This is a genomic window from Komagataeibacter xylinus (assembly GCF_009834365.1).
GTDB classification, from domain to species: domain Bacteria; phylum Pseudomonadota; class Alphaproteobacteria; order Acetobacterales; family Acetobacteraceae; genus Komagataeibacter; species Komagataeibacter xylinus_D.
Genome location: NZ_CP041350.1, coordinates 171,703 through 190,752, shown reverse-complemented (window position 1 = coordinate 190,752; position 19,050 = coordinate 171,703). Strand labels below are relative to the sequence as shown.

Annotated in this window: 18 protein-coding genes and 1 pseudogene; 6 read left to right on the top strand and 13 right to left on the bottom strand. The window is 60.1% G+C overall.

The window, feature by feature from the left end:
- Window positions 1–181 precede the first annotated feature (181 nt).
- Window positions 182–1,396 (bottom strand): IS256 family transposase, encoded by a 1,215-nt coding sequence (locus FMA36_RS18875; RefSeq protein ID WP_159264356.1) that lies wholly within the window; start codon window positions 1,394–1,396, stop codon window positions 182–184.
- Between the two features lie 91 nt (window positions 1,397–1,487).
- On the bottom strand, window positions 1,488–1,940 hold the full coding sequence (locus FMA36_RS18870; protein ID WP_159264354.1) for an Lrp/AsnC family transcriptional regulator: 453 nt from the start codon (window positions 1,938–1,940) through the stop codon (window positions 1,488–1,490).
- Window positions 1,941–2,137: 197 nt separating this feature from the next.
- On the opposite strand from FMA36_RS18870, the gene FMA36_RS18865 reads away from it, so the two are divergent.
- Window positions 2,138–2,767, top strand: coding sequence for a LysE family translocator (locus tag FMA36_RS18865; RefSeq protein ID WP_159264352.1), 630 nt, complete (start codon window positions 2,138–2,140; stop codon window positions 2,765–2,767).
- Window positions 2,768–2,826: 59 nt separating this feature from the next.
- On the opposite strand, the gene FMA36_RS18860 is transcribed toward FMA36_RS18865, so the two are convergent.
- Window positions 2,827–3,714, bottom strand: coding sequence for a LysR family transcriptional regulator (locus tag FMA36_RS18860; protein WP_159264350.1), 888 nt, complete (start codon window positions 3,712–3,714; stop codon window positions 2,827–2,829).
- 99 nt (window positions 3,715–3,813) lie between these two features.
- Between FMA36_RS18860 and FMA36_RS18855 the strand changes: the two genes are divergently transcribed.
- Window positions 3,814–4,755 carry an AEC family transporter gene (locus FMA36_RS18855; RefSeq protein ID WP_159264348.1) on the top strand — a complete coding sequence of 314 codons (942 nt, stop codon included), beginning with the start codon at window positions 3,814–3,816 and terminating at the stop codon, window positions 4,753–4,755.
- 6 nt (window positions 4,756–4,761) lie between these two features.
- Here FMA36_RS18855 and FMA36_RS18850 read toward each other — a convergent pair whose 3' ends face one another.
- The gene (locus FMA36_RS18850; RefSeq protein WP_159264346.1) at window positions 4,762–5,664 is read right to left on the bottom strand and encodes a LysR family transcriptional regulator; all 903 of its coding nucleotides are present in this window, start codon (window positions 5,662–5,664) and stop codon (window positions 4,762–4,764) included.
- A 101-nt stretch (window positions 5,665–5,765) separates the two neighbouring features.
- Here FMA36_RS18850 and FMA36_RS18845 point away from each other — a divergent pair.
- Together FMA36_RS18845 and FMA36_RS18840 are read left to right on the top strand one after the other, a co-directional pair.
- A pseudogene (locus FMA36_RS18845) lies at window positions 5,766–6,526 on the top strand (SDR family NAD(P)-dependent oxidoreductase).
- 134 nt (window positions 6,527–6,660) lie between these two features.
- Window positions 6,661–7,512, top strand: coding sequence for an alpha/beta hydrolase (locus FMA36_RS18840; protein WP_159264343.1), 852 nt, complete (start codon window positions 6,661–6,663; stop codon window positions 7,510–7,512).
- Window positions 7,513–7,779: 267 nt separating this feature from the next.
- Here FMA36_RS18840 and FMA36_RS18835 read toward each other — a convergent pair whose 3' ends face one another.
- A complete protein-coding gene (locus FMA36_RS18835) occupies window positions 7,780–8,142 on the bottom strand; it encodes a winged helix-turn-helix transcriptional regulator (protein ID WP_159264443.1) in 363 nt (120 codons plus the stop codon).
- Between the two features lie 115 nt (window positions 8,143–8,257).
- On the opposite strand from FMA36_RS18835, the gene FMA36_RS18830 reads away from it, so the two are divergent.
- Together FMA36_RS18830 and FMA36_RS18825 are read left to right on the top strand one after the other, a co-directional pair.
- Complete coding sequence (locus FMA36_RS18830) at window positions 8,258–9,382, top strand: alkene reductase (protein WP_159264440.1); 1,125 nt, start codon at window positions 8,258–8,260, stop codon at window positions 9,380–9,382.
- A 16-nt stretch (window positions 9,383–9,398) separates the two neighbouring features.
- Complete coding sequence (locus FMA36_RS18825; protein WP_159264438.1) at window positions 9,399–10,769, top strand: NAD-dependent succinate-semialdehyde dehydrogenase; 1,371 nt, start codon at window positions 9,399–9,401, stop codon at window positions 10,767–10,769.
- Window positions 10,770–10,914: 145 nt separating this feature from the next.
- Here FMA36_RS18825 and FMA36_RS18820 read toward each other — a convergent pair whose 3' ends face one another.
- From FMA36_RS18820 to FMA36_RS18785, 8 genes are read right to left on the bottom strand one after another with little or no spacing between them, the layout of a single operon-like run.
- Window positions 10,915–12,687: an AMP-binding protein gene (locus FMA36_RS18820; protein ID WP_159264436.1), complete on the bottom strand. Its 1,773-nt coding sequence runs from the start codon at window positions 12,685–12,687 to the stop codon at window positions 10,915–10,917.
- Window positions 12,688–12,702: 15 nt separating this feature from the next.
- Window positions 12,703–13,950 (bottom strand): MSMEG_0569 family flavin-dependent oxidoreductase, encoded by a 1,248-nt coding sequence (locus tag FMA36_RS18815; protein ID WP_159264435.1) that lies wholly within the window; start codon window positions 13,948–13,950, stop codon window positions 12,703–12,705.
- 16 nt (window positions 13,951–13,966) lie between these two features.
- Window positions 13,967–14,254 carry an MSMEG_0570 family nitrogen starvation response protein gene (locus tag FMA36_RS18810; protein ID WP_130732860.1) on the bottom strand — a complete coding sequence of 96 codons (288 nt, stop codon included), beginning with the start codon at window positions 14,252–14,254 and terminating at the stop codon, window positions 13,967–13,969.
- On the bottom strand, window positions 14,242–15,420 hold the full coding sequence (locus FMA36_RS18805; protein WP_159264434.1) for an MSMEG_0565 family glycosyltransferase: 1,179 nt from the start codon (window positions 15,418–15,420) through the stop codon (window positions 14,242–14,244). The genes FMA36_RS18810 and FMA36_RS18805 overlap by 13 nt, the downstream gene beginning before the upstream one ends.
- Window positions 15,417–16,391 carry a sll0787 family AIR synthase-like protein gene (locus FMA36_RS18800; protein WP_197461670.1) on the bottom strand — a complete coding sequence of 325 codons (975 nt, stop codon included), beginning with the start codon at window positions 16,389–16,391 and terminating at the stop codon, window positions 15,417–15,419. The genes FMA36_RS18805 and FMA36_RS18800 overlap by 4 nt, the downstream gene beginning before the upstream one ends.
- Window positions 16,388–16,951 (bottom strand): MSMEG_0567/Sll0786 family nitrogen starvation N-acetyltransferase, encoded by a 564-nt coding sequence (locus FMA36_RS18795; RefSeq protein ID WP_039733280.1) that lies wholly within the window; start codon window positions 16,949–16,951, stop codon window positions 16,388–16,390. The genes FMA36_RS18800 and FMA36_RS18795 overlap by 4 nt, the downstream gene beginning before the upstream one ends.
- Entirely contained in the window at window positions 16,951–18,057 is a 1,107-nt protein-coding gene (locus FMA36_RS18790; RefSeq protein WP_159264432.1) for an MSMEG_0568 family radical SAM protein, read from the bottom strand. Before FMA36_RS18790 ends, FMA36_RS18795 begins: the two co-directional genes overlap by 1 nt.
- On the bottom strand, window positions 18,054–19,028 hold the full coding sequence (locus tag FMA36_RS18785; protein WP_159264430.1) for a Nit6803 family nitrilase: 975 nt from the start codon (window positions 19,026–19,028) through the stop codon (window positions 18,054–18,056). The genes FMA36_RS18790 and FMA36_RS18785 overlap by 4 nt, the downstream gene beginning before the upstream one ends.
- Window positions 19,029–19,050: the final 22 nt, after the last annotated feature.

Sequence of the window (19,050 nt, the reverse complement as noted above, 5' to 3'; positions counted from 1 at the left end):
GCCAAACGGCAGATCGTCTGCACATAATGCATCAATGTACCATTGATCGTCACGTTTCCTGAAATCGTGTTCTTCAACACCCTGTCGCGTTCAACGCGGCTGTCGCCAAAATAATACAGGGCCAGAGGCGGGAGTGTCCTGAAGTCTGTGTATCTGGCCTGGCCCATGGGTTTTCAGATACTCAAGCGGCGAAGCGCTCGCCGAACATTATGGCGAACTGGTTGCGGGCTGCAAACCATTCCCGAACATTCCGCCCGTCTTTCTCGAAGCTGCGGATCGCCAGGTAGATCAGCTTCGTTGCGGCATCGTCGGTCGGGAACGAACCGCGCGTCTTGATCGATTTGCGGATGACCCGGTTCAGGCTCTCGATGGCGTTCGTAGTGTATATGATCTTGCGGATCGCCGGATCGAAGGCAAAAAACGGGATCACTTCTGGCCATGCCCGGCGCCATGCCGGGGCGATCGACGCGTATTTCCCGGCCCATTTCCCCTCGAACGCATCAAGTTCGGCGGCCGCCATGTCAGCGGTGGCGGCCCCGTAGATCCGGCGCAGGTCGGCAGCCACGGCCTTACGGTCCTTCCATGAGCAGAAGTTCAGGCTGTGGCGCACCAGGTGAACAATACAGGTCTGAACCATCGCCTCGGGAAAGGCGGCGGTGATGGCCTCGGGAAAGCCTTTCAGCCCGTCCACGACCGCGATCAGGATGTCCTGGATGCCCCGGTTCTTCAACTCGTTCATGACCGAAAGCCAGAATTTGGCGCCTTCATTCTCGGCGATCCAGAGCCCCAGAACCTCGCGCACTCCCTCGCGGGTGACACCGAGAGCAACGTAAACCGCCTTGTTTTTAACGGTCCGGCTGTCAGCATCGCGGATCTTTACCCGAAGGGCATCGAAGATCACGATGGGATACATCCGATCCAGCGCCCGGCCCTGCCACTCCCGGACCTCGTCCAGCACGGCATCGGTGACGCGGCTGATCAGGTCGGGAGAGACCTTCAGGCCATAAAGATCAAGCAGATGGGTCTGGATGTCCCGGACCGTCAGACCGGCGGCATAGAGACCGATGATCCTGTCGTCGATCCCGTCGATCCGGGTCTGGCCCTTCTTTATAAGCTCCGGCTCAAAGCTGCTGTCGCGGTCGCGCGGCACCGTCACCGGAAAGGCGCCGTCCTGGCCTTTCAGCACCTTGGTCGTGGAGCCATTCCGCCGGTTCGACTGGCCCGGCGGGGCAGCCTTGCCTTCCTCATAGCCCAGATGCGCGCTCAACTCTGCACCCAGCATACGCTCCATGAGCCGAATTTTCAGCTCCTTCAGCAACCCGCTGTCTCCGAGCAGGTCTTCAGGACGCTTCACGCCCGTCAGCAATTCGTCCAGGAGTTCCTTCGAGATGGTCATTCATACTTCCTTTCGGTGAAGTATGGACCAGATCAATTATACACAGAAGATCGGACACTCTCATCATCTCCAGCATGATGGGTGAGATATCTTATGCAAAGCTTGCGTTCTTGACCTTCAGGAGAGGGATGTCGGTCTTCATACTCCGCACGCCTTTGATCCGTGCAAGGTGTTCACTCTGAAAACGTCTCAGTCCTGGAAGGTCTTCTGCAACAACGCGCAACAGGAAATCACAATCTCCCGCAAGGACATGCGCTTCCGTCACCTGCAGAAGCTTCCCAATTTCCTCGACGAAATGCTCGGACTGTCTCTCGTCTTCTCCCGTCAGCCATATCCTGACAAAAGCCGTCACACCAAACCCAGCTTTCGCGGGATCAACGACGGCGACATACCCCTCGATGACGCCACTTTCTTCCAGCAGCCGCACGCGGCGCAGGCATGGCGATGGAGAAAGCCCGACGCGCCTGGCAAGCTCATTGTTGGGGCAGCGTCCATCTTCCTGAAGAACACGAAGAATACGCCGATCGATCGCATCCAGTTTCATTGGCATCTTATATCAGGAATGAGTGCACTAGCGCAATTGAATGCCAGATATTGATGGTTCAATTGGCATAAACGCAACCCCATGCCCGCTGGTCCGCGCTATCCTGCCATCTCTCCCATCCGATCCGGAGCGTAACCGGAGACCATGAAAACACCTTGGTATCCCTGTGGGTTTTCTTGTAAAGCGACGCATTTTCGATGAATTTGCATACACTTCTTGCCTTCTGGACGATCTCCATCCTCCTTGCCGCAACTCCTGGTGCTGACTGGGCGTATGTCATTTCTGCCGGAATACGTGATCATGCCGCAGTCGTTCCCGCTGTGTTCGGTCTGTTCCTGGGATATATCGCCATTACCGGAACAGTCGCGGGCGGTATCGGTGCGCTTGTCGCCAGCATGCCGCTTGCGATCACCATTCTGACATTTGCAGGCGCGGCCTATCTCATAAAACTGGGCATTTCCCTGCTGCGTCATCCTCCCTTGCCAAAAGAGGGACATGAACGGGAAACTGGTGCGCGACGCTGGATTACCAAAGGGTTCGCCATCAGTGGCCTGAACCCAAAGGCTCTTCTGTTTTTTCTCACCCTTCTGCCCCAGTTTACAAATCCAGGTTCATCATGGCCGATTTTTTTAAAGATCGGGATCTTGGGCATCATTCATACAATAAACTGCGTATCCATCTATCTGATGGTCGGATCTGGCGCGCGGACAATATTAAGCAGCCGCCCCAGAGCATCCATCGTGACCGGCTACATATCCGGAGTGATCATGATTATGCTTGGTCTGGGTCTGGCATCGGAAGACATCATAAAATTACTTCATTCATGACGATGGAATATGGAGAGCGAAGATATTGGAAACTGGTTTCCTGCATAGATTTCGTGGATTTAGAGTAAAGCCCGTTGTATCGATTTACCGATTTCCATAAATGTCGAGACTGCGGGGTTTTTTGTAGTGATCGGCGCGCGAAGGACAACGTCAAGTTGAGGCGCATCTGTCAAAGCCCGTGATATCAGCCCTGCCCCCAGTTCGGTACACAGCGATGCGGGGATGAGGGCTACGCCCAACCCTTTTGCAACAAGCTGAATGATCGTGTGCTGCAACCGCGGTTCAAGCACGACATGCGGGACAATTCCCCTGGCCGAAAAATAGCTGTTGATCGCGGATCGCAGAGCCGGCGCCGTCGCGGCAGGTGCCGCGATGATCTTCTCCTCGCGGAGTCCCTCAGGACCAATCTGCCCGGTCGTGGCAAGGGGATGGTCCTTTTGCATGATGATGCGTAACCGTTCCCTGGCCAGCAGCACGGTCTGCAGGTGTGGCGCATATCCGCAGTCAAATGTTACGGCGGCATCCAGTGTTCCAGCCACCAGCATCTCATCGATTTCTGTCGGCGTGCGTTCATCAAGCACAAGGCGGACGTCCGGCCTCGCCTCTGCATAAAGCTGCACGAGTTGCGGCACGACACTGTGGGCGGCATGCATCATGAATCCAAACCGCATCTCGCCTTTCATGCCGCTGGCGACCAGCCTGACATCACGACAGGCGTCCTCAAACTGCCCCAGCACGTTTCGGCAGTCTTTCATGAAGTGTTCCCCGGCCGGGGTCAGCGCCACGTTGCGCGAGTTTCGTTCAAACAGCTTCACGCCCAACGTGCGCTCGATCATCGCAATCTGGCGGCTGAACGGCGGCTGGCTCATGTTCATCCGCTCGGCGGCCCGACCGAAATGAAGCGTCTCCGCCAGAGCCATGAAATACCGCATATGCCGCGTGTCCATCTGATACCCTGACAGCATTAATCGTGAACCATATGAGCATTGGATTATATCAATAGCGTCCGGTAGCGTCACGCTTTTGCTGACCGCCCGAGATCCCTGATGCTGAACAATCTGCTGATCGTCCTGCCTATCTTTGCCCTCATCCTCACCGGATGGATCGCACGCAAATCGGGTGCGCTGGGTCCCAATGCCACGCGCGAGGTCAATCGGCTCGTAGTCTATCTTGCGTTGCCCGCGGTGCTATTCGACATCGTGGCGAATGCAAAAATGACCGATCTGTGGGAGCCGGGATTCATTGCGGCGTTCACGCTCGGCTGTTTTATCGTGTTTGCCGGGACGCTGTGGTGGCGGGTGTCGACGGGACATCATCTTGCCGATGCCGCCATTGACGGACTGAACGCGAGCTATGCCAATACAGGGTTCGTCGGTTTCCCGCTTGTCCTGTCTCTTGTCGGCGTTACCGGCATGGCGCCGACGCTCATCGCCACGATCGTAACGGTCTGTGTGCTGTTTGTCATAGCGATTGTTCTGATCGAGGCCGGACTGCAGACCGAAGCACGACCGCGCGACATCGTTGCGAAAACGCTCTTTTCGCTGGTGAAAAATCCTTTGCTGGTGGCGCCAGCACTTGGTGGCCTTGTCATGGTATCCGGTGGCCACCTGCCGGAACCGGTTCATGCCTTCCTGAAGCTTCTCGGCGGGGCTGCATCCCCCTGCGCCCTGATCGCCCTCGGTCTGTTCCTTGCCGGAAATTCGGCCGGTGCTGCGTCTGCACGCCCGTCGACTGCTGCCATTCTTGTCGGCCTGAAGCTGATCGCCCAGCCTCTGGTTACATGGATCATCGCAGCGCCCGTGCTGCATTTGCCGCCAGCAATGACACATATTGCCGTGCTTCTTGCCGCACTCCCGACAGGAACCGGCTCGTTCATGCTGGCGGAATTCTATGACCGGGAAGCTGCCCTTACCGGACGTGTCGTCCTCGCCTCCACCGTGTTCTCGATTGCAACAATCTCGCTCTATCTCGCCTTTGCACCCGCATAGGGACGCTTACGCGCATTGTCGATGAAGTCGCGGGCCAATAATTTCCACCAACCAATCCACGAACACCCGTACACGCGGGGAAAGCTGCCTGTTGCTCGGATAAAGCACAGAAACCGGCGTTGGCGTGGGTGGGAAATCAGGGAAGACTTCAATCAGTGTGCCATTTGCAAGGTCATCCTCAAAGCCATAGCGCGGAACCTGCACAAGGCCAAAGCCAAGCCTGGCCGCTTCGGCATAGGTATCAACGCCGCCGACCAGCAGGCGTGCGGGAAGCGAGACCTCGATCACTTCATCTCCGCGCGTAAACTCCAGTGGCAGGGGCTGGCCGGTGCGTGAGGATACGAAGCCGATCATCTGATGCCCCTGCAGATCGTCGGGGGAGGCAGGCGTTCCGTGCCGCGCCAGATAGTTCGGGCTGGCGACCGTCACCTCTTCCATCACGCCCAGCGGCCGGGCGATCATGTCGCTATCCGGCAGGGTTCCGGTCCGGACCACGCAATCCACCCCTTCGCGCACCAGATCGACAAACCGTTCGCCCTCGCCAAGATGAACGGTTAGCGCCGGATGGCGCGCAAGGAAGGCCGGCAGCGCTGGCAGCAGGATCATGCGCGCCAGACGGCCAATGACGTCAGCGCGCAACAGACCGGCTACAGCCCCACTCGCACCACGATCGGCATCTTCAAGGTCCGCCAGGATCGCCACACACCGGCGATAATAGGCGGCGCCTTCCTCGGTAGGCCTGACGTGGCGGGTGGAGCGTTGCAGCAGTCGGGTGCCGAGCCTTTGCTCCAGCGCCTTGATCGCAGCGGTCGCAACCGGGCGGGAGACGCCGCAATCGGCTGCCGCGGCGCTGAAGCTGCTGCGGTCAACAATGCGGACGAAGAGGTCGAGTGTGGCAAGCCTGTCCATGGGATTATTCCATGCCGCAAAACAATGCTGACCGAAAGTGCTGTCTTATCGAACGGCCGATGGTGTGACCAAGATTGGTCCCTCACCAGTTGGAGATTCCTATGCCTGCAACAAACACCATTGCCATCGTCACCGGCGGAAGCCGTGGACTGGGCCGCGCCACCGTTGAGGCCCTCGCCCGACGCGGCGTCTCGTCCATCTTCACCTACCACACCAACAGATCCGCAGCCGATGAGGTGGTTGAGAATGTCCGGCGCAGCGGCGCCCGCGCGGTGGCCCTGCAACTTGACACCGGTGACACGCACGCCTTTCCTGCCTTTGCCGACGAAGTCCGGCGGGTGCTGGGCGAATGGGGAGCAGAGCGTTTCAATTATCTGGTCAACATGGCCGGCACGTCCCATGAGGGGCTGTTTGGCGAAGTGACGGAAGAGGATTTCGACGCCGCCTACCGCGTTCACGCCAAAGGGCCGTTCTTCCTGACGCAGACCCTGCTGCCGCTGATTGCGGATGGTGGCCGGATCGTGAACATCTCATCGGGCCTGACACGCTTCGCCTATCCCGGCAGGGTTGCCTACGCGGCCATGAAGGGTGCGGTGGAAGTCATGACGCACTACATGGCCAAGGAACTCGGCCCACGCCGCATTGCCGTCAATACGGTAGCGCCGGGTGCCATCCAGACGGATTTCTCGGGGGCATGGTGCGGGACAATCCGGACATTGCCCGTCATATCGCGGAGATCACCGCACTTGGGCGTCCCGGACTTCCCGATGATATCGGCCCGATGATCGCCTCGCTCCTGTCCGAGGATAATCGCTGGGTCAACGCGCAGCGGATCGAAGTCTCCGGCGGTCAGGCCATCTGAAGGCTGGCCATTCCACAAATGGAACGCCACAGTGATATACGAAGCGCCTCGGAGACCACGTCTGGTCTTCGGGCGATGAGCGATAGTGGGCCCGGACACAGGATGAGATGATCATAACCAGTCTCCATAGGCCCATGTCAAAATACCTGCACTGCACGATGATCGTGGTGACTGCCTGCGCGCTCCTGCCAATAGTGGCTTATGCCAGCGACCACATTGCCCCGGGGATCACTGCCAATATCGTAGATCCGGGTATCAATGAACGTGTCATGAATATCCCTCTCAATGCTGGCGGGTCTATCAGGGCCGTCTTCGGTTCTCCGGCCCGGCCACAGGCAACGATCATCATGTTCCCGGGCGGCATAGGTGACATCGGCCTCGGGCAGGACGGGCGCATCCGGCATGGTGACAACTTCGTCGTGCGAACGCGCAAGGCATGGAACAAGCGCGGCTATGCGGTTCTCATTCCGGACACAGTTGGTCACCGCAATCTTCGAGGGCAGCGTAGTTCCGCGCGTTATGCCCAACTTATCGAGGATATCATCGCTTTCGTGCATAGACAGGACTCAGGGCCTGTTTTTCTACTTGGTACAAGCCAGGGCGCCATTGCAGCCGTCAATGGCGCGGCCCATGCCGCTTCAGGGGATATTGCCGGTGTCGTGCTGACTGAATCGGTATCCGTTATGGGCGTCAGCGGGGAAACCGTTTTCAGCGCCCATCCAGAGAAGGTGCAGGCGCCTGTTCTCGTTGTCGCCAATCGCGATGACCGATGCAATGTTGCCCCGCCACAGGACGCAAAGCGAATTGGCGCAGCCATGACAGGCAGTCGTGAAGTCACCGTGTTAATGGTGGCAGGCGGTACAACCCGGTCTGAAAAGAACTGTGGTTCGCTTACGCCACACGGCTATTTTGGCATTGAGGCAGAGGTCATTACCCGCATTAGTGCTTGGCTGGAGGCCACGATCAGGACTGCTTCCTTGAAATAGAACAGCGCTTTTTCCGGAATATGGAATAGCGCGTCCCCCACCATCAGGCATTTCTTATGGCGGCAATCAGCCAAGTCGCGACCGAATGAACCGGCAATGTCCAGTCTCTGTCTGCTCACGTCCTGAAGGCGATCAATACTTCGGCGATGAATAATCATCAAATATCGTATTTCCCGGAATCTCGGGCTGTCTGATGATGGATTATTCCATCGCGAGGAAAATGAAGCCAGCCGTCTCCTTGATTTCTGCAAATATTCGCAGCCAATCTCAATCAGCAGCTTTGTTCCGCTGGACAGAATGCGCATAGCGATCTCCCCACGTTTTGAGCGCCTGAATGACCGGCTTCAGCGTCTTTCCCAGATCGGTCAGGGCGTATTCCACATGCGGGGGCACCTCGGGGAAGACGGTGCGTGACACCAGCCCGTCCGCCTCGAGTTCGCGCAACTGATTGGTCAGCATCCGCTGTGTGACGTTGGGCAGGCGGCGGCGCAGTTCGCCGAACCGCAGCACCCCGTCCTCGAACAGGTGGTACAGAATCAGCGCCTTCCACTTACCCCCAAACAGTTCGAGCGTAGCTTCCACCGTGCAGCCGGGACTGCAGGCCAGCGTGGTATGACGGATGCGGGGCATGGTATCATTCCTGACACTAGTGGCGGTTTATGTGCGTTCTTGCGCACGCCGCTGGCTGGGTCAATGTTTACATGCGGGCCGGACGGATGGCCTGCATTTGTAAACAGGGTTGATCATGTCTTCATCTTCTTTATTCGGGCCTATGCGGCTGGGCGACCTGTCGCTTGAAAACCGGATCTTCCTGCCACCGCTGACACGCTGCCGCAGCACCCAGCCCGGCGATATTCCCAACGCGCTGATGGCCGAGTATTACGCGCAGCGCACTCAGGCGGGTTTCCTGATTACCGAAGGCACGCAGATCGAACCCCGCGGACAGGGCTATGCCTGGACACCGGGCATCTACTCCCCTGAACAGGTCGCGGGCTGGAAACTGGTCACCGATGCGGTACACGCAAAGCGGCGACCCATCTTCGCACAGTTGTGGCATGTTGGCCGCGTGTCCCACCGGGCATTGCAGCCCGGTCATGAGGCACCGATCGCCCCGTCCGCCGTGGCCGCAACGGGTGTCAACGTGTTCATCCCCACGGGGCCGGGCACGGGAAAGCTGGTGCCGCCCGACATGCCGCGCGCGCTGACCGTTCCTGAAATCCATGCAATGGTGGAGATGTATGCACAGGCAGCACGTAATGCGCTGTCTGCCGGGTTCGATGGAGTGGAAATCCACGCCGCCAATGGCTACCTGATCAACCAGTTCCTATCCGAACGGGCCAATTTCCGCACCGATGCCTATGGCGGTAGTCTGTCCAATCGCCTGCGCTTCCTGCGTGAAGTGGTCGAGGCCGTCTCCGCCGTGGTCACGCCTGACAGGCTGGGCGTGCGGTTTTCCCCGCTGTTCGGCACGACCGCGGAAGAGCGCGTGTATCTCGGCCTGCTGGAAGACAACCCGGCGGAGACCTACACGCAAGCCGTGCGCGTGCTGGCAGAGGCAGGCATCGCCTATGTCTCGCTGGCCGAGGCTGACTGGGACAATGCGCCCGAAATGCCGGATGCCTTCCGCGCCAGCGTGCGCGACATCTTTGGCGGCCGCATTCTGTGCGCAGGCCGGTACGACCTGCACAAGGCACAGCATGTGCTGGGTCATGGATGGACGGACGTGATCGGCTTTGGCCGGAAGTTCATCGCCAATCCGGATCTGCCTGCGCGGCTGGAACATAACTGGCCGCTCAATCTGCTGGACCCGGCGACGATGTATGGCGGCAGCGCACATGGCTACACCGACTATCCTTTCCACAATCAATAAACAGGGAAACGGACCAATGAGTTTTTACCAGACCCTCAACCCGACCACGGAAACCGTGGAACGCACGTTTGAACTGCATACCGCCGCACAGATGAAGGCGATTGTGGATCGCGCGGACCATGTGTGGAAGACCGACTGGAAAAAGCGCGACATCGCAGCCCGCAAGGTCATCATGTCAAAGGCCGCCGCCCTGCTGCGCCGCGACCGGGTGGCGCATGCGCGCCTGATCGCGACCGAAATGGGCAAGGCGCTGCCTGACGCGCTGGAAGAAATCGACATTACCGCCGATATCCTGTCCTTCTATGCCGATGGCGCGGCAGAATTCCTCGCCCCCACGCATCTGAAGGTCAAGGAAGGCCACGCAAAGATCATCAACCAGCCGCTTGGCCTGATCTACTGCATCGAGCCATGGAACTTCCCCTACTATCAGTTGGCTCGCGTAGCGGGGCCGAACCTGATGGCGGGTAACGTGGTCATCGCCAAGCACGCGCCCAACGTGCCGCAATGCGCGCTGGCCTTTGAAAAGCTGTTCCACGATGCAGGTGCGCCTGTCGGCGTCTATACCAACATCTTCCTCGACAATGACCAGTCCGCTGAACTGATCAAGGATGTCCGCATCCGTGGCGTCGCCCTGACGGGCAGCGAACGCGCGGGCCAGACGGTCGCGGCCGAAGCGGGTGCGGCGCTGAAGAAGGACACGATGGAGCTTGGCGGCAGCGACGCCTTCATCGTGCTGGATGATGCGGACCTTGAACTCGCCGTCAAATGGGCAACGTGGGGGCGCTTCGCCAATAACGGGCAGGTCTGCACGGCGGCCAAACGAATGATCGTGCATGAAAAGGTCTATGACGCTTTCCTCGCGGGGCTGAAGAAAGCTATCACGCAGTTCCGCATCGGCGACCCGCTGGCCGAGGGTACCACCCATGGTCCGATGAGCAGCAGGAAGGCACTCGACACCGCACTGGCGCAGACCGAAGAAGCGGTCAAGGCAGGGGCGACGCTGGAGGCCGGGGGCAAGCGGATGGAGCGGACGGGCTTCTTCATGGAGCCGACCATCCTGACCAACGTGTCAAAGGACAACCCGGTCTTCTATCAGGAGATTTTCGGCCCCGTTGCCGTCGTGCACAAGGTCGCATCCGAACATGAGGCCATCGAACTGGCCAACGATTCCCCCTATGGCCTCGGCGGTTCTGTGTTCTCCCGCGACCTTGGCCGGGCGGAACGGGTGGCCGAAGCGGTCGAGACCGGCATGATGTTCATCAACACGGCCACGGCCGCAGCACCCGAACTGCCCTTTGGCGGGATCAAGAATTCGGGCTTTGGCCGCGAACTGTCCTTCCTGGGTATTGAGGAGTTCATCAACCGTAAGCTGATCCGTGTCGCCTGATAGGGGATGTGTGTTTTCTGCCCCGGATAAAATCCAGTCCGGGGCAGAAAGAGAGATTCCGAACCCAGAGCCGACCCGGTTGATCCAACCACACCGCATGTTCCGGCATGAGAAGGCCCTCTAGCCCGTTACGATACTGCTCACGTCAAGAGACCAGCAGGCGTTTCCGCGTGATCTTTCCTGATACGGTGGTCGGCAGATGCCTGACGAAGCGGACTTCTTTCAGGCCAATCCAGCGCCCGAGGACTTCGTTGACCCGCGCAACGATTTCCTCGGAAGAAGGCGCGCATTCCGCTTCGGGATCTGGAACCACATAAGCGACAGGTCGCTGCCCTCGCAGTTCGTCCGGAATTGCAACTACGGCACACGCATGAACGGCTGGATGGGTGGCGATGATCTTTTCGACCTGCACGCCGGAAATCCGCCGTCCTGCGACCTTGATGACATCATCGGAACGCCCGAGCATATGCACGGCGCGGCTGGCCTCGATCATGCCTTCGTCGAAGGTACGATAATACTGGCCGGTCTCGTCCAGGTAAGCTGTGGGAACATGGATCGCTCCATCCTTCCATACGCCAGCCAGGCAGCCGGGTGGCAGCGGTAGGGACAGGACAATCTCCCCGCACTGTTCACCCGGCATGGACGGCACGATGGCCGGGCGAAATCCCGGTGCGGGCCGCCCAATGTCATTCATAAGCGAGACCGGCTCGCGCTCGGGCAGGCCAAAGAAATGGGCTGTGATGCTCCACCCGGTTTCGGTCTGCCACCAGTGATTGACCACGGGTTTGCGAAAATGAGACCGCGCCCAGTCCAGCAGGGTCGGGTCTGCATACTCCCCGGCCACGAAAATGCGGGCCAGTGCGGGCAGGATCGCTCCTGACAGATGACGGCTTTCCTGTCGCATGAGTCGCATCTGTGTTGGCGTCGTGAACAGGCATTTCACCGCGTGCTCATGACAGAGCGCGTGAATGACGGAAGCAGATGCGCCCCCTTCCACGATTACGCTGGTGCAACCGCTAATCAGCGGCGCATAGACGCCATAGGAATGGCCGACGACCCAGCCCAGATCCGATGTGGTGAAGAAAGTATCGCCGGGTTTACAGCCATAGATAAGTTCCATTGACAGCGCGAGGGCTACGGCATGACCGCCATTGTCACGCACAATACCTTTCGCATGACCTGACGTGCCAGATGTGTGAAGAATATAGAGAGGATCTTCGGAACGCAGCAGGGCCGGCTCTGCTGGCGCGGAGAGTTCCAGCATATGGAAATCATGATCCCGCACCGGCAGAAGTGAGGCCGGACAGACTTTGCGCTGCACGATCACGCAGGCCTGCGGTCTATGCGCTGTTTTGGCCAGCGCCTCATTCAGGGCAGGTACGGATGGAACGGGTGTTTGCCCCTGAAAGCTGCAACTGGCGGTGATGATGACTTTCGGCGCCACGTCATCAATCCGGCGCGCCAGTTCAGGCCCGGCATAACCCGCAAAAACCACGACATGTACGGCACCGATCCGCGCACAGGCCAGCATGGCAATAGTCGTTTCGATCATGGTCGGCATGACGATCAGGACACGGTCGCCTTTTTCCACCCCGAGCGAGCGCAGACTACCGGCAAACCCGGCTACCCTACCCTGGAGTTCCCGGTAAGTTACCACCTTCCGTTCCCTGGTGGCGCAGGAATGCCAGATCAGGGCGGTCTGTCCGCCGCGACCATTTTCAACATGCCGGTCCACGGCATTGTGGCAGGTGTTGAGCGTGGCGTCAGGAAACCAGTCATGCCAGCCATCCGCCCGTGCCCTGCATGCGGTCACTGGCGGATGCTTCCATGTGACGCGCTGTGCCGCATCCAGCCAGAATGTCTCAGGCTGGTTCAGGGCTGAGTCATACATCACTTCATATGTGGTCCATGGAAGCATGGCGCTTACCTCCGTTCAGGCTACGGGCACGTCTTTGCCGGTGATCTGGCTGGCCAGCCACGCCGCATCACGCGAGACACCGGAGAACCGTCCCGATCCCCATGTGTGCAGCCACGGCAGGCCGAGGAAGTAGAATCCCGGCGCGTCGGTCACGCCGCGATGCCAGACCGGCTTGTTGGCCCCGTTGAAGACCGGCACGTCAATCCAGCGATAGTTCGGTCGGAAGCCAATGCACCAGACGATCGAGGTGATGCCCGCGGCCTTCAGGTCCAGTGGCGCGTTGCTACCATCGGGCTCCCAGACGGGTACATAGGGCGCTTCGGTGGGAGCACTAATCCCTTCACGAGCAATGTAGGCGTCAATGGATTTCTTGATATCGGCATTGGTCTTGTCCGCATCATCAAGGTTTTCCGCAAGATCCGGCGCGAAGTGCGCGATTTCGTCACGAATGGTCTCAAGCGTGCCATGCAGGCCCACGCCCTCCTTGGCAAAGAGCCGCAGATCAAGATCATGGCCTCCATTTCGGCCCGTGACGTAATGATTGGTCTTGTCGCGTGCGCCGTCACGCAGGGGGTGATTATCCACCGTCAGATCATAGAAATGCATGTCCGCAAGCCAGTCCACCACGTCGCGGCCACGGTAGAAGCGCGAGACGCGCGGGGCGGAGCCGACGCAAAGGTGGACCTTGCGTTTTTCAAGGAACAGGTCCTCGACAATCTGCGCGCCGGACTGGCCGCTGCCCACGACCAGCACAGCCCCTTCAGGCAGCTGGGCCGCGTTGCGGTAATCCTGCGAGTGAACCTGATGGATGGCAGGGTCGATCGCGCTGGCGTAACCGGGGATCACCGCATCCTGATACGCGCCCGATGCGATGACCACATGCTTCGCGTGCCACGTCTCACCACCTGCCACCACGCGATAGCCACCACCTTCATGGCGGGTGATGGAGGTAACGGCTGTGTGCTCGCGCAGGGGCGGATTGAAGGAGGCGACAAAGCCCTTCACGTAGTCAATAATTTCCTGCTTCACCATGAAGCCGTGCGGGTCTTTCCCCTTGTAGGGATGACCGGGAAGTTCGCACTGCCAGTTGGGTGTGACCAGGCAAAAATTGTCCCAGCGTTCATCGTCCCACGAATGGCAGGCCGTCTTTGCCTCAAAGACGATGTGCTCCACTTTCTCGCGGCAGAGATACCAGCTCATGGAGAGCCCGGCCTGTCCGCCGCCCACGATGATAACGGGGATGCTTTTCTCGTTCTGTGTCATGGTCGTTCTTTTCGTTTCAATAACTGAAAGACAGGACGCGCACCTGCGCGTCGGACTGGTTCAGAAAAGGCGCACCGGCCTGCCTTATGGCCTGAAGCTGGCCAAGGGCGCGGCTGCATGGGAAGCCGTAGCGGGCGCGAACCCGCTCGCTGGCGTCCGTCAGGGCGGTGTCCGCCTTTTCAAGAAACTCCCGGACCGGATAATCCTGACCGGGCGTGAAGTGGTCCCTTATGACCAGCGACGGGGAGTAACAGTCAGTCTCCTTCCCATCGGGCCAGCGCACACGAAAGGTCATTTCGGGCATGGTGAAAGAGCTCCTGAAGCAATGGCATCAGTGCGCGACCGCGTTGCCAGACACCGATATGCGGGGAGGTGCCGACTGGCGACGTGGCTCCAGTCGAAACGGCGGGCCGCTGCGGGGCCGCTAGCCCGGAAATGGTCACGGCTTTCGACGCGCAGGGCGTCGCGCAACGCCATGAACAAGGTGTCGGGGCGCGCCGGTTGGCACCACAGCGCATCCGTTGCCGAAAAATGCTCCGTGAAAGGTGTGATTGCCGGCACAATAACAGGCGTGCCGCAGGCCAGGGCTTCCAGCGGGCACAGCCCGAACCCTTCGGTTACGGATGGATAGGCCAGCACGTCCGCCTGCCGGTAGAATGAAGGCATGTCCTCATCCGCAACCGGCCCGGTAATGGTGACATGATCGGCCGCACCGCTTTCGCGCAGACGCGCCATGAACCGGGTGCGGTAGGTGGAATGATCCAGCAGCGAGGCCCCGCCTGCTACCACCAGATGCACATCAGGCCGCTCGCGGCGAAGGGCCAGAAATGCGTCGAGCAGTTGCAACGTGTTCTTGCGCCGCTCGATCCCGCCCACGGACAGGATCAGGCGCTGGCCCGCAGGCAGATGATACCGCGCCCGCAACGTGGCATCGTGCGCGGTTTCTACGGGCGAAAAGCGCACGGGATCAACCCCGTTGCCCACGACCGGGGCTTCGCGGCCATGGTCGTTGCGCAGGACATCTTCCCACATTGTGCTGACGGTAAACAGTTCGGCCGCCGCCCTGATCCCCCGTTCCTGCCGCGCGGCAAGGACCGGGTGCGTGAAATGGTCAAGATGGTGGACCGTGCGGGCAAAGCCCGGTATCCGTCCCTCTTCCACCAGTTCGGCCAGTGCATTGGCGCTGATCGGGTCCTGCGCATGCAGCACGTCAAAATGCTGCCCACGCAGGGCGTCCCTGATCTCGCCAATGCGGCGTTCCACCAGCGTTGGCAGGTCGGTCTCAGGCACGGCCGGGATGCAGTTTGTGGCGCAGCGGGGCGTGCGGAAGAAACCGGCCCCGGTTACATCCGGCGCAATCAGCGTTGCGTCATGGCCCGCGTCACACAGGGCTTCCGCCAGCGCCATGCCGTGCACCACACCACCGCGCGGATTGGTCGAATGGGTCAGGATGCCAATGGACAGACTCATGACACAAACCCCATGAGCGGCGTCCGGGCGAGATCCCAGAAGGTTTCTTTCTCCCCGTCCCATATGATATCAAGGCGTCGTGTCATATCGCACTGTCCGATGATGGCGGCAGTGATCCCGCGTGCCTGAAAACGTGCGATAATTGCCCGGGCATCCTCGGGCCGGGCTGTCAGCAGATAGCCATAGCTGGGGAATGCGGACAGCCAGCGTTCCATTGGTGCATCGTCGGGACGTGGAATGTCATCGAGCGTGATGGTCATGCCGATACCCGAACATTCGGCCAGCATGAGCGCGGTGCCCAGCAGTCCGGCCATGCTGATATCCTTGGCAGCGCGGCTCAACCCGTCCTCGGCAATGCCGGGCAAGAGATCGAGATCATCTCGAAGGCGTGCCGCCCCCTCAGTATGACACAGTGCGGAACTGGCATCCCAGAACGGGTGCGGGTCGTGCCAGCGGCCGCGCAGGTCGATGGCGGCGATCAGGACTTCGCCCGGTCGGGCATCGAAACTGGTCAGCAGATGACGGGCACGGCCAAGGATCGCGACTGACAGCGAATTATGGGTGCTGCGCATGTTGGTATGGCCGCCGACAACCGGCACGCCATAGGTGCGCGCACCTTCATGCAGACCAGTCAGAATGGACGCGGCCGCCTCGGACGTATCGCTCCACAGCGCGTCCACTACAGCTACAGGGCGACCGCCCATCGCCGCGATGTCACTGATATTGACCATCACGCCGCAATACCCGGCAAACCACGGCATTGAGCGGACAAAGCTGTCCTGAAACCCCTCGCTGGCCAGCAGGAGATAGCCATCGCCATCCGGTATGGCGGCGCAGTCATCTCCTAGGCGGATACCATCGCTTGTGTCCCGACCAAGAATTGCGACGGTTTCGGCAATATCCTGCTTGCCCGCAAGGGCCCGACCGTGTCGAAGCGTGCGCAGCAGTGTCGTCAGTTCGTGTGCCATCATGCCACCTGCCGGTTACGGGGCTGCGGGCGCAGCAGCCAGGTCTGATCCTGACCATGCGCCGGATAGCGTGAGAGGTCGGCCTGCATGTCGTGATGTGGCAGCCCATGCAGGGTCATGGCTCCAAGGCTTTTCCAGTACAGGCGACGGAAGAACAGCACGTTCTGTTCCTGTACCTGGGCCAGGAACCGCGTGGCCCCAAGCCCGTGCGCCGTGCTGACCGCCATGCGGATGAGTTCCGCGCCGATCCGTCCCAGTTTGCGATGGTCTTCATGGACGGCCAGACGGGAGCCGCGCCAGACGCCGGGCTCAGCTTCATGGATGCGCACGGCGCCCACCACCCGGTCCGGCATGCCCGCCATGCAGCACGCCGCGATGATGGGAATGGCAACCGCGTCGATTGCGTCCCGGTCATCATCGGCAAAGACCTGCTGTTCGGTGCAGAACACGTCGCGGCGCAGCGCATGGTAGCCAGCCCGTTCCCACGGCGTGCGGGCCAGCCGCACGACATATTCGGTCGGGATGAACGGGCGGTCGTCCACGCCTTCGAGGATCGCTGTCATTATTCGTAAGCCGAAAGGGAGGAACAGGCGCCACACCGGCCACACCCGGCGCGGATGTCGGTGGATTTCATGTTCGCATCCCGCAACATCCGCCCAAGCGGTGCGAGTACGGACTTCATGAAGTCGGCGGAAGGCGGTGCGTGATTTTCCAGCGGTGTGCCGGAAATGGGTACGAACGGCACCACGAAGGGATAGACCCCAAGTGCGATCAGCCGTTCAGCCAGAGCCAGAATATCTTCGGCGCTGTCGCCAAGGCCTGCCAGAATGTAGGTATTAACCTGCCCGCGCCCGAAGATCGGTACGGCGGAAGCAAAGGCGTCCATATAGCGATCGACGCTGACCGTGGCCTTGCCCGGCATGATCTTCTCACGCACTACCTGCGTAGCGGCTTCGAGATGCATACCCAGACTATCGGCTCCGGCTTCCCGCAAACGCTGGAACCAGCCGTGATCACGTGGCGGCTCGCACTGAACCTGAAGCGGCAGATCCACCGCCGCCTTGATGGCACGCGCTGACTCCGCCAGCACGGCAGCACCCCGATCAACCACATTGGGCGTGCCGGTCGTCAGCACCATGTCGCGCACGCCGTCCAGTTCCACAGCAGCTTTGGCAACTTCGGCAAGCTGCGCCGGTGTCTTGTAAGCGATCGTCCGGTCCGCCTCCAGCGATTGGCCAATGGCGCAAAACTGGCAGGATGTGCGCCGGTCGGCATAGCGGATGCAGGTCTGGTGCACCGTGGTCGCCAGCGTGTCACGGCCATGCAGTAGCGCGATCTTCCAGTAGGGAATACCGTCTGTCGTGCTCAGCCCGTAAAAGCGCGGGGCAGCCGGGAAATGGATCGTACCTACTGCCCGCCCATCGCGTAGCAGCATGCTGGTCCCGTGCTGGTCTGGCGGGCTGGCCTGAAACGGTGAATGCTGCGCGCCAGACGTATAGACCGGAACCATGACGGTCTGGCCCGCAATGGTGATCGTCTTGTGATCCGAAGGACCAGCGCCTCCCTTGCGGGCAATGCCGCCGGTCTGCTCGCCGATCTGCAGTCCAAAGGACTGGAGATCGGTAACGAGCTTGCGACCAGAAAGTGTACCGAGCGTCGGAATGGTCATGACGCAGCCTCATCTGTAGATGTGGGAACCGGATCGGCTTCACCAACGTAATGAACGGTACGGGCAGGCCGCCGATCCTGAAGCAGACTAAGCAGTTCAGGTCGTGCATAATGTCCTACAGAGTCCATCATCCGTTTGCGCTTGGTGATAAGAGCGAAATCAAGATCGGCAATCACCATCCCCTCGCCTTCCGTCAGCGGTGTGCCGAGCAGCTTCCCTTCAGGCGAGACGATGGCCGTGAAGCATCCACCCCGCAGCGGCCCTTCCAGCGCAGGGTCGCCCGCTATTTCCTTGATCTGCTCTTCCGTCAGCCAACCCGTAGCGTTCACCACAAAGCAGCCGGATTCCAGCGCATGATGCCGGATGGTGACTTCCATCTGGTCGGCAAATATCTGCCCTACCAGCGAGCCGGGGAACTGGGCGCAATGGATTTCCTCGTGCTGGGTCATCAGCGCGTAGCGGGCGAGCGGATTGTAATGCTCCCAGCAGGCCAGTGCGCCGATGCGACCGACCGCACTCTCTACCACTTTCAGCCCGGAACCATCGCCCTGCCCCCAGACCATGCGCTCATGGTAGGTGGGCGTGATCTTGCGGCGTTTGAGCAGGATTTCACCCGTAGCGTCGAAGATAATCTGGGTGTTGTAGAGCGTGCCAAAATCGCGCTCGTTTACGCCCAGCACGACGACCATGCCGGTCTGGCGCGCAGCCTCTGCCACCATGTCGGTGACCGGACCGGGAATGACGACAGCGCGTTCGTAGAGTTCCAGATGCTCCCCACCGAAGCGGAAAGCCGGCTGGATGAACGAGAAATAGGGGTAATAGGGCACGAAGGTTTCAGGAAAGACCGCCAGTTTCACGCCTTTTTCGGCGGCCTCGCGGATGGCCTGACAGACTTTCCGGGCAGTCCCCAGACCATCGTCACCAAGGACGGGGCTGATCTGGATGGCTGCGGCGCGAACGATACGGGACATGGCTTGCGGTCCTCCCTTCGGC

What these genes read in the sequence shown, in the direction of transcription:
- FMA36_RS18875 (WP_159264356.1), bottom strand. Translation starts at nt 1,396, where the DNA reads ATGACCATCTCGAAGGAACTCCTGGACGAATTGCTGACGGGCGTGAAG.
- FMA36_RS18870 (WP_159264354.1), bottom strand. Translation starts at nt 1,940, where the DNA reads ATGAAACTGGATGCGATCGATCGGCGTATTCTTCGTGTTCTTCAGGAA.
- FMA36_RS18865 (WP_159264352.1), top strand. Translation starts at nt 2,138, where the DNA reads ATGAATTTGCATACACTTCTTGCCTTCTGGACGATCTCCATCCTCCTT.
- FMA36_RS18860 (WP_159264350.1), bottom strand. Translation starts at nt 3,714, where the DNA reads ATGGACACGCGGCATATGCGGTATTTCATGGCTCTGGCGGAGACGCTT.
- FMA36_RS18855 (WP_159264348.1), top strand. Translation starts at nt 3,814, where the DNA reads ATGCTGAACAATCTGCTGATCGTCCTGCCTATCTTTGCCCTCATCCTC.
- FMA36_RS18850 (WP_159264346.1), bottom strand. Translation starts at nt 5,664, where the DNA reads ATGGACAGGCTTGCCACACTCGACCTCTTCGTCCGCATTGTTGACCGC.
- FMA36_RS18840 (WP_159264343.1), top strand. Translation starts at nt 6,661, where the DNA reads ATGTCAAAATACCTGCACTGCACGATGATCGTGGTGACTGCCTGCGCG.
- FMA36_RS18835 (WP_159264443.1), bottom strand. Translation starts at nt 8,142, where the DNA reads ATGCCCCGCATCCGTCATACCACGCTGGCCTGCAGTCCCGGCTGCACG.
- FMA36_RS18830 (WP_159264440.1), top strand. Translation starts at nt 8,258, where the DNA reads ATGTCTTCATCTTCTTTATTCGGGCCTATGCGGCTGGGCGACCTGTCG.
- FMA36_RS18825 (WP_159264438.1), top strand. Translation starts at nt 9,399, where the DNA reads ATGAGTTTTTACCAGACCCTCAACCCGACCACGGAAACCGTGGAACGC.
- FMA36_RS18820 (WP_159264436.1), bottom strand. Translation starts at nt 12,687, where the DNA reads ATGCTTCCATGGACCACATATGAAGTGATGTATGACTCAGCCCTGAAC.
- FMA36_RS18815 (WP_159264435.1), bottom strand. Translation starts at nt 13,950, where the DNA reads ATGACACAGAACGAGAAAAGCATCCCCGTTATCATCGTGGGCGGCGGA.
- FMA36_RS18810 (WP_130732860.1), bottom strand. Translation starts at nt 14,254, where the DNA reads ATGCCCGAAATGACCTTTCGTGTGCGCTGGCCCGATGGGAAGGAGACT.
- FMA36_RS18805 (WP_159264434.1), bottom strand. Translation starts at nt 15,420, where the DNA reads ATGAGTCTGTCCATTGGCATCCTGACCCATTCGACCAATCCGCGCGGT.
- FMA36_RS18800 (WP_197461670.1), bottom strand. Translation starts at nt 16,391, where the DNA reads ATGATGGCACACGAACTGACGACACTGCTGCGCACGCTTCGACACGGT.
- FMA36_RS18795 (WP_039733280.1), bottom strand. Translation starts at nt 16,951, where the DNA reads ATGACAGCGATCCTCGAAGGCGTGGACGACCGCCCGTTCATCCCGACC.
- FMA36_RS18790 (WP_159264432.1), bottom strand. Translation starts at nt 18,057, where the DNA reads ATGACCATTCCGACGCTCGGTACACTTTCTGGTCGCAAGCTCGTTACC.
- FMA36_RS18785 (WP_159264430.1), bottom strand. Translation starts at nt 19,028, where the DNA reads ATGTCCCGTATCGTTCGCGCCGCAGCCATCCAGATCAGCCCCGTCCTT.